Source organism: Fulvivirga sp. (assembly GCF_040220315.1).
Taxonomy (GTDB): Bacteria; Bacteroidota; Bacteroidia; order Cytophagales; family Cyclobacteriaceae; genus Fulvivirga.
In genome coordinates, this window is sequence record NZ_JAVJUY010000060.1 from 1 (window position 1) to 10887 (window position 10887).

Annotated in this window: 13 protein-coding genes; 2 read left to right on the plus strand and 11 right to left on the minus strand. The window is 38.4% G+C overall.

Features of this window, described 5'->3' with window-relative positions:
- Positions 1–40 precede the first annotated feature (40 nt).
- From RLO81_RS02715 to lipB, 7 genes are read right to left on the minus strand one after another with little or no spacing between them, the layout of a single operon-like run.
- Complete coding sequence (locus RLO81_RS02715) at positions 41–1018, minus strand: polyprenyl synthetase family protein (RefSeq protein ID WP_350106870.1); 978 nt, start codon at positions 1016–1018, stop codon at positions 41–43.
- Between the two features lie 9 nt (positions 1019–1027).
- Positions 1028–3196, minus strand: a complete 2169-nt coding sequence (gene rnr / locus RLO81_RS02720) for a ribonuclease R (RefSeq protein ID WP_350106873.1) — start codon at positions 3194–3196, stop codon at positions 1028–1030.
- A gap of 6 nt (positions 3197–3202) precedes the next feature.
- Positions 3203–3391 carry a type II toxin-antitoxin system HicA family toxin gene (locus RLO81_RS02725; RefSeq protein ID WP_350106876.1) on the minus strand — a complete coding sequence of 63 codons (189 nt, stop codon included), beginning with the start codon at positions 3389–3391 and terminating at the stop codon, positions 3203–3205.
- Entirely contained in the window at positions 3388–3606 is a 219-nt protein-coding gene (locus RLO81_RS02730; protein ID WP_350106878.1) for a type II toxin-antitoxin system HicB family antitoxin, read from the minus strand. The genes RLO81_RS02725 and RLO81_RS02730 overlap by 4 nt, the downstream gene beginning before the upstream one ends.
- Positions 3607–3654: 48 nt before the next feature.
- Entirely contained in the window at positions 3655–4356 is a 702-nt protein-coding gene (locus RLO81_RS02735; protein WP_350106880.1) for a 3'-5' exonuclease, read from the minus strand.
- Entirely contained in the window at positions 4353–4757 is a 405-nt protein-coding gene (locus RLO81_RS02740; protein ID WP_350106883.1) for a hypothetical protein, read from the minus strand. The genes RLO81_RS02735 and RLO81_RS02740 overlap by 4 nt, the downstream gene beginning before the upstream one ends.
- Complete coding sequence (gene lipB / locus RLO81_RS02745) at positions 4754–5470, minus strand: lipoyl(octanoyl) transferase LipB (protein WP_350106886.1); 717 nt, start codon at positions 5468–5470, stop codon at positions 4754–4756. Before lipB ends, RLO81_RS02740 begins: the two co-directional genes overlap by 4 nt.
- 33 nt (positions 5471–5503) lie before the next feature.
- Here lipB and RLO81_RS02750 point away from each other — a divergent pair, with 33 nt between their 5' ends.
- Complete coding sequence (locus tag RLO81_RS02750; protein WP_350106889.1) at positions 5504–5857, plus strand: YraN family protein; 354 nt, start codon at positions 5504–5506, stop codon at positions 5855–5857.
- Between the two features lie 57 nt (positions 5858–5914).
- Here the strand turns inward: RLO81_RS02750 and RLO81_RS02755 are convergent, their stop codons facing one another.
- Positions 5915–6778 carry a toxin-antitoxin system YwqK family antitoxin gene (locus tag RLO81_RS02755; protein ID WP_350106892.1) on the minus strand — a complete coding sequence of 288 codons (864 nt, stop codon included), beginning with the start codon at positions 6776–6778 and terminating at the stop codon, positions 5915–5917.
- A 360-nt stretch (positions 6779–7138) separates the two neighbouring features.
- Between RLO81_RS02755 and RLO81_RS02760 the strand changes: the two genes are divergently transcribed.
- A complete protein-coding gene (locus tag RLO81_RS02760) occupies positions 7139–7405 on the plus strand; it encodes a GIY-YIG nuclease family protein (RefSeq protein WP_350106895.1) in 267 nt (88 codons plus the stop codon).
- A gap of 343 nt (positions 7406–7748) precedes the next feature.
- Here RLO81_RS02760 and htpG read toward each other — a convergent pair whose 3' ends face one another.
- From htpG to RLO81_RS02775, 3 genes are all read right to left on the minus strand, one after another.
- Positions 7749–9641, minus strand: coding sequence for a molecular chaperone HtpG (gene htpG, locus RLO81_RS02765; RefSeq protein WP_350106897.1), 1893 nt, complete (start codon positions 9639–9641; stop codon positions 7749–7751).
- 104 nt (positions 9642–9745) lie between these two features.
- Positions 9746–10222, minus strand: coding sequence for a hypothetical protein (locus tag RLO81_RS02770; protein WP_350106900.1), 477 nt, complete (start codon positions 10220–10222; stop codon positions 9746–9748).
- 9 nt (positions 10223–10231) lie between these two features.
- The gene (locus RLO81_RS02775) at positions 10232–10711 is read right to left on the minus strand and encodes a DUF4293 domain-containing protein (RefSeq protein ID WP_350106902.1); all 480 of its coding nucleotides are present in this window, start codon (positions 10709–10711) and stop codon (positions 10232–10234) included.
- Positions 10712–10887 lie beyond the last annotated feature (176 nt).

Consider the following 10887-nt stretch of genomic DNA (forward strand, 5'->3'; position numbering starts at 1 on the left):
TTTTTTAATTAATTAAGGTCTATTTTTCCTGAATGGCTCTTTACTTCTGTCTGTCAATTAACGCCTCAGCAAACTCCTTCAATTTCGCTCGTTGTGGCAGTGAACAATTAACCTTTTTTAATTGACTAAAGGCCGTTTCAAAATAGTGATTCATCTTCGTCTCGGTTAGCTCTTTAATTCCAAGATCATTGTAAATGCCGGTAACCGCTGCCACCTTTTCTTCTGGCTTAAACATCTCCGCATTTAGCCATTTATTTAACTCAGTTTTTTGCTTCCCTTTTGACTTTTCAATTGCATTGATAAGCAAGTAAGTCTTCTTATTAGAAAGAATGTCACCGCCCACCTGTTTGCCAAATTTTTCTTTATCGGCATATACATCTAATAAATCATCTTTCAGTTGAAAACCCACTCCAATGTTCTCGCCAAAGACTCGTAATGCCTTAACATCTTCTTTGCTCGCTTCAGCAAGGATGGCTCCGAATTCTAAACTCATACCAAGTAAAACAGCAGTTTTCAGACGAATCATTTCGAGGTATTCCTCTTCTGTCACTTTTTTCCTGGTCTCGAACTCCATGTCCAGTTGCTGCCCTTCACACACCTCACATGCTGTTTTGTTGAATAAGTGCAGAACCGGCTTCAATTGTTTTTTCGGTGTGCCTAGTAGCAATTCATAGGCTTTCACCAACATCACATCACCAGAAAGAATTGCCGTATTGTGGTTCCATTTTTCATGAACCGTTGCCTTGCCTCTTCGTATTGGAGCTTCGTCCATGATATCATCGTGCATAAGAGTAAAGTTGTGGAAAACCTCGACAGCCATAGCCTGATCAATAATGGTCTCAGCGTCATCTTTGAAGAGGCTATAACCGAGCATCACCAGTATTGGTCGTAACCTTTTACCGCCCAGACTCATGATATAATTTATCGGCTCGTAAAGTTCTTTAGGGTGCTCACCATATTGGTGGCCTTCAAACTTTTGTTCCAGCATAGCGTGGAAACGCGCTATAGTGTGTTGCATCTATTTTTCTTATTCGTAAAAGAATTTATCCTTTTCATCAACGAACTCCAGATCAATTGTTCTGCGGTCGATGTCCGTATTTTTAATCGCGACTGTTACTTTATCACCCAGCGAATACATTTTCTTGTTTTTTCGACCAATTACGCGATAGTTTTTCTCATCAAACTCGTAATAATCATCCTTGAGATCGACCATGCGCACCATGCCTTCGCATTTGGTAGCTACAATTTCGATAAAAATTCCCCACTCGGTTACACCAGATATTAGGCCGTCAAACACTTTCTCTTCTACCAGAGACATATATTCCACCTGTTTATATTTGATGGATGCTCTCTCAGCTTCTGCAGCTCGTTTCTCGCGTTCTGATGAGTGTACACATTTCTCTTCGTAATCTTCTTTCTTAGCAGATTTACCTCCATCAAGGTAGTGCTGTAATAATCTGTGCACCATCATATCCGGATACCTTCTGATAGGCGAAGTAAAATGAGAATAATGATCGAATGCCAATCCAAAATGACCCATGGCCTCGGTGGTGTATTTTGCTTTAGCCATGGAACGAATCGCCAATTGCTGAAGTACATTTTCTTCTGGCTTACCTTCAATGGCAGTCATTAAGCTATTTAAAGATTTTGAAACTGCACTGCCTTCCGTTTTTAGCTCATGCCCAAACCTTCTGGCAAACGTGGCAAAGGTTTCTATCTTTTCTGGATCAGGAAAATCATGGGTTCTGTAAACAAAAGTGAGTTTTTCTTCCCCTTTCTTTTTACCATAGACAAACCTGGCTACTTGCCGGTTGGCCAGCAACATAAACTCTTCAATGAGCTTATGGGCATCTTGCCTAACCTTTGGAATTACACCTAATGGCTTCCCTTTTTCGTCCAACTTAAATTTAACTTCGGTAGTTTCAAAGTTTACGGCACCAGCAGCAAATTTCTTAGCCTTTAACTTTTTAGCTAATGCATTCAGGTGTTGTAATTCAGTTCCAAAGTCGCCTTCACCTGTTTCAATGCCTTGCTGTGCTTCTTCATAGGCGAATCGTCTATCCGAATGAATGACCGTTCTGCCAAACCACTCGTTCACGATTTTGGCTTCTTCATCCAATTCAAAAACGGCTGCAAAAGTGAATTTGTCTTCGTTTGGCCTCAATGAACATAAACCATTCGATAGCTTCTCAGGAAGCATTGGTATGGTTCTATCCACCAAATACACCGATGTTGCCCGATCATACGCCTCTTTTTCTAACTGTGTATTTGGCAGAACATAATAGGTAACATCGGCAATGTGTACCCCAACTTCGATATTCCCATTATCTAACTTTCTGTATGAAAGAGCATCATCAAAGTCCTTGGCATCTTCCGGGTCAATAGTAAAAGTAGTTACATCTCTGAAGTCTTTTCTTTTAGCTATTTCTTCTTTAGGTAGTACCTCACTGATCGATTCTGCTTCTGCCTCTACATGCTTTGGAAACTCAAAAGGCAAATCAAATTCCGCCATAATGGAGTGTATCTCCGCATTATTTTCTCCTGCCTTACCAAGTATTCTTATTACCTCACCTTCCGGACTTTTATCATGCGATGGCCACTGCTTTATCTTAACAATCACCTTATCGTTATGCGCAGCCCGCATGGTTTCATTCAGGTTTACAAATACATCCTGATGAATTTTTCTATTATCGGCTATCACAAAAGCAAACCGTGGTGAGAATTCAATTCTACCAACAATCTCATCTTTACCTCTCTCTAGTATCTCTAAAACCATGCCTTCTGCATGTTTACCGTGCTTCTTGTCTTTCAAGGCAACGCGTACCTTATCGCCATCCATGGCAAACTTGAGGTCACGATCCGAAACATAGATGTCATCACTACCATCGGTAGGAATTACATAAGCAAACCGTGGATTTACATGATCTACCTTACCTTCAATAAATTCGGTTTCCCTATTACTCTTATAACTTCCGTTAGAAAGGGCTTGAATTTTACTGTCTCGTTCAAGTTGTTTAACTACATAGGGAATTTCCCTGTTGTAGTCGTTTCTTTTAAACCCAAGTTTTTTGGTAATCTGACTTACGCTATAGGCGTTGTGTGAATTTGAATTGAGCAGGTTGACGATTTTTTGAGAAAGCTTCTCCTTGATGTTTTCTGACTTCCCTGCTTTCTGTTTTTTTCTTTTTTTGCTCATAAATATTTACTTGAGACCTGCTTGCTTCAGAATACTATTTTCCGTGCCCCTAGCAAGATCAATATTTTTACCGTGGTCTGGAACAGTGACTCTCCCTTTCTTCTTTGGATGTTTATATTGCTTATGGCTTCCCTTTTGGGCTACCAAATACCAGCCATCTTCTTTAAGTTTTTTGATAAGTTGCTTTACCTTCATGCAACTTTTGGCACTAAGAGAGTTACCCCTTCGCTCTTGGGTGTGGGAATTTCTTCTCCATCTTCCACAAGTCCTTCAATGTGAAATAGAATTGCCTCCTGAATCGTATTTTCAACTTCTTCTCTGGTATTACCCACAGAAATGCACCCTGGTAGATCTGGCACATGAGCACTAAATCCATTGTCTGATTGCTCTATAATGACTAAATACCTCATAATACTCTTAAAGATAGTTTATTTAATGAAGTTGATTGATTTGGAAGATTAAATAATTACTAAATTATTAAGTTCCACACTTCTCAGCTTCGCATACAACTGGGCGGTAACAATCACATCCTGAATACAGTAATCAGCTATTTCATCTAACCCATTTTCCTTGTGATATACCCCATTCACCATAGAACCGTCCATATCAGATTTGCTGGATTCAATGCCGAAAATTCCGGCCAGTAAATCCAGCGATGTGTAATGTTTCCAATCACCAAACTTCCACATATCCATAGTGTCCAAATGGTTTACTTCCCAAGGTTTTTTGCCAGATAGATTGAGTGCATCAGGTAAAGCAATGCCATTGACCAACATACGTCTACTCAAATAAGGGACATCAAATTCCTTTCCATTATGGGCGCAGAGCAATAAATCGGAATTCATTTTAGAAAGGATGGACTTGAACTCTTCTAACAACTCTTTTTCGTTATCACTTTTTAGAGCTTTGGTACGCAATTGCAATTCGTCCCCTTCTTGGTGAAAAAAGGCCATACCTATCACTATAATTTGGCCAAACTCGGCAAAAATACCGGCTCTCTCCAGATAGAGTTCTTCATCAGAAACGCCTTCTTCTCTTTTCAAAAATGAGGCTTTTCTTGCCCATTGTTTTTTGAGACGTTCATCCATTGAATCATAGTCATACGTTTGGCTGACTGTTTCAATGTCTAGAAAAAGAATATTTTTCAGTTGTTTGTTCACGAGTGTAAAATGCCTTTGGTATCTAACTCCTTAATGTAGGTCAAATTTTCATCTTTTATGGAGTCAGGTAAGAAAATGAACTTTTTATCAAATATTTTTGAATCAACATAATAGCTTACCCAATACTCATTATTCAAATGGAACACTTCTTTTTGAATGGGCTCAATCAATACGGCACTGTTGGCATCAACTGTTTGAAGGAAATGTCGTAATGTAGATGTCTTTTGAATTTCATTGCCTTGCTCGCCATAGCCTTTAGAGGTCACTAAAGTATTCTCAATAACATGGTCGTTTTGATTGATTAAATACACAGACCATTCTTCTACATTCGCCTCATTCACTTTTTTGGCTACCGCCACTGTTACGTTTTTTACTTCTGGTTTAATAATGTCTTTCTTCATATCAACTCCATTTCAAACAACTCTGAAATATGATGTGTTAACTTTTTGGCTACTTCTTTCATTTCAACTGGCTTCCCCACCTCAAACTCTAAGGAAGTAACGGCTTTGTCATCAATCCCGCAGGGGATAATATTTTTAAAATAATCTAAGTCAGTATTAATGTTAAATGCAAATCCGTGCATGGTTACCCATCGGCTCGATTTTACTCCGAGTGCACAAATTTTTCGTGGGTTTTCCTGTTTTTCATGGTCTAACCAAACACCTGTTAACCCTTCTATACGGCCTGAATTAATACCATAATCTTTGAGTGTTAAAATAACAGCCTCCTCTAATAAGCGCAAATATTTATGAATGTCGGTGAAGAAATTGTCAAGGTCTAAAATAGGATAGCCTACTAACTGACCAGGGCCATGATAGGTAATATCACCGCCTCTGTTGATCTTGTAATAAGTGGCATTCTTCTCCTTTAGACCAGCTTCATCCAGCAACAAATTCTCTTCCGAACCACTTTTACCCAAGGTATATACATGCTGGTGCTCGCAAAAAATTAGGTAGTTATCTGTTACTTTTTGTTGGACAACTTCTACTTTTCTGTTTTCAATTTTTCTTTGAACAACTGCATCAAATAATTCTGTCTGGTAGTCCCAAGCCTCTTGGTAATCTATCTCACCCAGGTTTATAAATTTTACTTTTTTGTTGATGTGGTGGTTCATGCTAAATTTACTGCCTCAAAGGTAGATAATTCTATGAACACAAAAGCCGAATTAGGCAAGCAGGGTGAAGAGCAAGCTGCTGAGTATCTCAGCCAAAAAGGCTATGAAATTGTAGCGCGCAATTATCGATATAAAAGATCTGAAATAGACCTCATTTGCAAACATGAAAACCTGCTCATTTTCATAGAAGTAAAGGCTAAAAGCTATGTGTCATTTGGTGAGCCTGAACTTTCAGTAGATGAAAAGAAATCCGCCAAAGTCATAGAAGGTGCCGAGCACTATATCCACGACACCAACTGGCAAAGCGATATTCGTTTTGATGTTATTTCAATTGTAAAAAGTAAGGGTAGGTTTGAGATTATCCATTTTGAAGATGCTTTTTACTAGTTTCTGGTTACTAGTTTCTAGCGACCAGCGGCCAGCAGCCAGCAACTAGCTGCTAGTTTACCTCCTCTCATACACCAACCTGCCTTGGGGGTCCCACTCTTTCCAGATGTATGGGTTAAAGTCTTCTTCAAACGGGTCTTTCGGATAGCGGATTACTTTTTTTCTTCTGCCAGATGGGTAGTATTCATACCAATCGCCAACAGGATGATCCCAATGGTACTCGCCTTTAACACCGACCTTTCCAGATTCAAAGAAGTAAAAATAATTGCCTTCTTTTTCGCCATATTCCACTGGTATTATTTCTTTCATTTTCTCTTGTTCACGACTGTAATATCTTACCAGAGATTCTTTGGGCCAGCCTTTGTAGTACTTCTCTTTATCAACAAGTAGATCATCTTTATCCAACTCTATCCAGCGACCATGTTTCATTCCTTTGAAGAATATACCTTCCACAATTACCTGATCGTTACGCACCTTTTTATATGGTCCGTGGAGCACGGCTCCATATTTCTGATCTACCTTGCCACCTATGCGTATTTCCTTTCTTCGAAAGTCGTACCAATAAATATCCCGCACATAAGGGTCTAATTCTATCGGATCCTTGAGCATATAAAAAAGCTCATACGTTATTCGGTTGCCATACCCTTCTCGCGTATAACCCTTTCGGGTCTTGATACCATAAAAAACCTTTTTCTTCCGTTTCTTTTTCTTGATCTCAACAAACTCCTCTTCTTCCTCATCATCTTTTAATTCTATTGTTACAGGAGACGATATGGTGAATTGTTCATCCGTACTGTTGGGATCAATATCTCCCTGAGCCCACGAAAGTTGTGGCAGTATGAGTAATAACGATATGTAAGCTAGTTTTTTCACTTGCACATTAGAGAACGTAAAGAAGGCCTTTTTTATTTTTTTTGGCAATAGGCGATTATGGAACAATTAATATTCAGAGTCATTTCGCAGTGAAACGGAGAACACTTTTCCCCCATTTAGGTAGCCGTCTTTCTTCATGGCAAAGATGTCTCCACTACGTTACGACATGACCTTGGGGTGCTGTTCTTTCTATTGAATCTCAAAAGAAGATTGCAGATCCTCAAATTTTAAGTCATTTCGCAGTGATAACGGAGAAATCTTTGCCCCCATTTAGGTAGCTATCTTTCTTTGTGGCAAAGATGTCTCCACTACGTTGCGACATGACTGCTAATAATTTATTTTTAACTGGTTGAATTCCTACTTCGTCTATATCACCACTAACCCAAAGAAAAATGTGCTTTTACAGGCATGACTAACAATCTTGAATATCGAATAATTGAACATTATTTGAATCGTGGTAATTCCAAAACATTTGCAGGCAGATATTTTTGTTATCAGCTTATTTATTACGAAAAACATTCATCACCTGCAGGCGCGATTGAAAGAGAAAAGGAAAAAAAAGATTGGAGTAGAGACAAAAAAGAAGAGCTGATTAATCGATTCAACCCCGATTGGAAATTCTTGAATAACGAAATTACTGAATGGCCTCCTCACCCTGACATCTCCAGAAGATAAACATGTAGTCATTTCGCAGTGAAACGGAGAAATCCTTGCCCCTATTTAGGTTTCTGACTTTCTACGCGGTAAAGATGTCTCCACTGCGTTGCGACATGACCTTGGAGTACCGTTCTTTCTATTGAATCTCAAAAAAAAATTACGGATCCTCAATTTTTAAGTCATTTCGCAGTTAAACGGAGAAATCTTTGCCCCAATTTAGGTAGCTGTCTTTCTTCATGGCAAAGATGTCTTCACTGTGTTGCGACATGACTACCAAAAAAATCACCGAACAGCTTCCGCCATTCGGTGACTTGATGAATGTCTCCCATTGCTGGGAGTGCCGGCAATGCCGGATCTATAATTATTCAGCCGCTAGGCTTACACTGCGCTTGATAAAGTTAGTCAGGTCTTTACCTGTTAACATATTCTGCGACAGCATCGCTAAATCGAAAGCTTGTTTAGCTAGTTGAGATTTTTTCTCTACTTTTTTAGCTTTCAATATTTTATCAACTACCGGGTGATTGCCATTTACAGTTACATTAAACTGGTCCGGCATATTACCCATCATGGCGTATCCGCCTCCGCCCATTTTACTCATATCCTTCATTCTTCGCATGAATTCAGACATGGTAATGGTTACAGGCATTTCATCTGGAGAAAGTGATTCAACTGAAACTGTCATGCTCGTGTTATTAATAGCCTCCTCGAAGATTGATTTTACTTTTTCTTCCTGTTCTTTCGTTAAAACGCTGTCAATCTTCTCGTCCTTATCGATGATTTTATCGATGGTTTCAGCATCCACACGCTTCAACTGTGTTTGCTCTAACTTCTGCTCTAAGAAATTCACATAATGGCTATCAAGGGGGCCGTCCATTAATAACACATCATACGATTTATTTTTAGCTGATTGGATGTATGTGTCTTGCTTACCTGCATCAGTAGTGTACAAGTAAATCTTATTCTTGTCTTTATCTGTCTGATTCGCTTTTACAGCATCCTCATACTCACCAAATGTGAAGAACTTGTTATCAACGTTTTTGAACAAAGCAAAGTCCTTCGCTTTTTCATAGAACTTCTCTTCGCTCAACATTCCGTACTTCACGAAAATGCCAATATCATCCCACTTCTCTTCGTAAGACTTTCTATCGTTTTTGAAAAGCTCAGCTAATTTATCCGCTACCTTTTTAGTGATGTGACTGTTAATCTTCTTCACATTACTATCAGACTGCAAGTAACTTCTTGATACATTCAATGGAATATCCGGAGAGTCAATTACACCATGCAATAACATTAAGAATTCCGGAACAACGTCTTTTACTTCATCCGTAATAAATACCTGACGAGAGTACAGCTGAATTTTATTTTTCTGTACTTCAAAGTCATTCTTTACTTTAGGGAAGTACAAAATACCTGTTAGGTTAAAAGGGTAATCTACATTCAGGTGAATCCAGAATAATGGGTCCTCTGCCATTGGATACAGCTCTTTGTAGAACTTTAAGTAATCTTCATCTTTTAATTCAGATGGGGATTTTGTCCATAGCGGCTCTGTTTCATTGATATATCTGTCTTTTTCAACAGACTTATATTTTGGCTTGCCGTCTTTGTCTTTACCGTCCTCAACGCTTTCAGTAGTTTTACCAAATTTGATTGGCACTGGCAAAAACTTGCAGTATTTATCTAGAATCCCTTTAATTCTCCACTCGTCTAAAAACTCTTCAGAGTCATCTGCTATGTGAAGGATTACCGTAGTACCTCTGTCTTTTTTATCAGCATCAGAAATTTCGAATTCTGTTGATCCGTCACATACCCATTTTGCTGCGGTAGTTCCTTCCTGGTATGATTTAGAGATTAACTCTACCTTTTTTGCCACCATGAATGCTGAGTAGAACCCCAGACCGAACTTACCAATGATGTCCTGAATGTCTTCTTTGTCTTTAAACTTCTCAACAAACTCTGTGGCACCACTAAAGGCAATCTGATTAATGTACTTTTTAATCTCCTCCTCAGTCATACCGATTCCTCGGTCTTTAATGGTGATGGTTTTTTTCTTTTTATCGAAGCTTATTTCTATGGTTGTATCACCAATATCTTCTTTAAGCTCGCCCAATGATGATAGCCTTTTCAGCTTTTGGGTAGCATCCACTGCGTTTGATACCAACTCTCTCAAGAAAATTTCATGATCTGAATACAAGAATTTCTTAATGATCGGAAAAATGTTCTCGGTGTGAATCGAAATAGTACCTTTCTCTGCCATTGTTACAATATTTTTAAGTGTTAATTAATTTCAATTAGCTGAAAGGCTAATTCCAAATACTATTCCAATACCGGTTTGGTGACAAAATGACAGACGTAGTTAATTTATTTAAAATAATCTCGACCTGACGATTCTAAAAGTAGTGGATAAATTTTCAGATAATCCTTATTTGGTATTACAGCTGGAAGCTTTTTTGCTCCCATTATTATTGCTGTATTAACTCTATGAATTCCATTTGATATTTGGATTTTATCGAGATGCTCATTCCAAATTAATGTCGGAGGATCAATAGGAAGGCCTTCATCCCATCTACTGAGGATATTACAAACTTTGTACTCTTTTAGTCGATAATTAAATAAAATTTTCTGATTAAAAAGACTCAAATAAGATTCATGTAGATTATTCAATAAAAAATTGAGAGGGATTTCTTTTACAAGCTGAAATCTATACTTATCATCTGAGTTTGATGATAATAGGTTTGGGATTTTAATTTCCCATACAGGAGCAATTATTGGATGTTTTCCGCTTTCAAATCGAGATTTTATCTCCTGTAATTTGGCACTGAGAAAATCTCGATTCATACAAAATTCTTACCTAATCCGATCCACCGAACGCACCAATCGCTCGTCCTTTCTGATAAATCGGTTAGCGATGATATTGCAAATCATAGCTGCACCGGGTAAAAATAAGCCCGGGCCGTAAGCTCCACCATTCCCTGGAATAGAATTGATCAAATCTGTAGCAAAATATACGCCTACTCCGAGAGTAGCTGCCATTAGCATTGCATTTAAAGCTCCCAACTTCATTTGCAATAATCTGTTTTTGAATTTTGATATTTCCAAAATGGCTACAATCATAGTAATCCCCGCAAGAATACCTACAAAAAGATATGGGTATTGAATAACGGTTACTGAACCATCCCGCTCAGAGATGGTGTTAAGCTTAAGGTTAAATAATTGGTGAGTAATTTCTCCATCCAAATTATATAGAGTCCATAATGGGAAGAGGAACGATAACCCCATGAATAGAACCACAAGTATTAAAAAGATTGTTTGTATTCGTTGTAACATAGCTTTGAAGTATCTGATGTCAAGGTGCTCTTGACATTTTTCGGTTTATTTGCAGCGCAAATGTAAAGAATCCGTTTTGTTAATAAATAAAAGAAATTCATGAAAACTGCCTATATCGTTGACATACTGAGAACACCGGTCGGAAAATTTGGAGGTACATTAGCCACAGAAAGGCC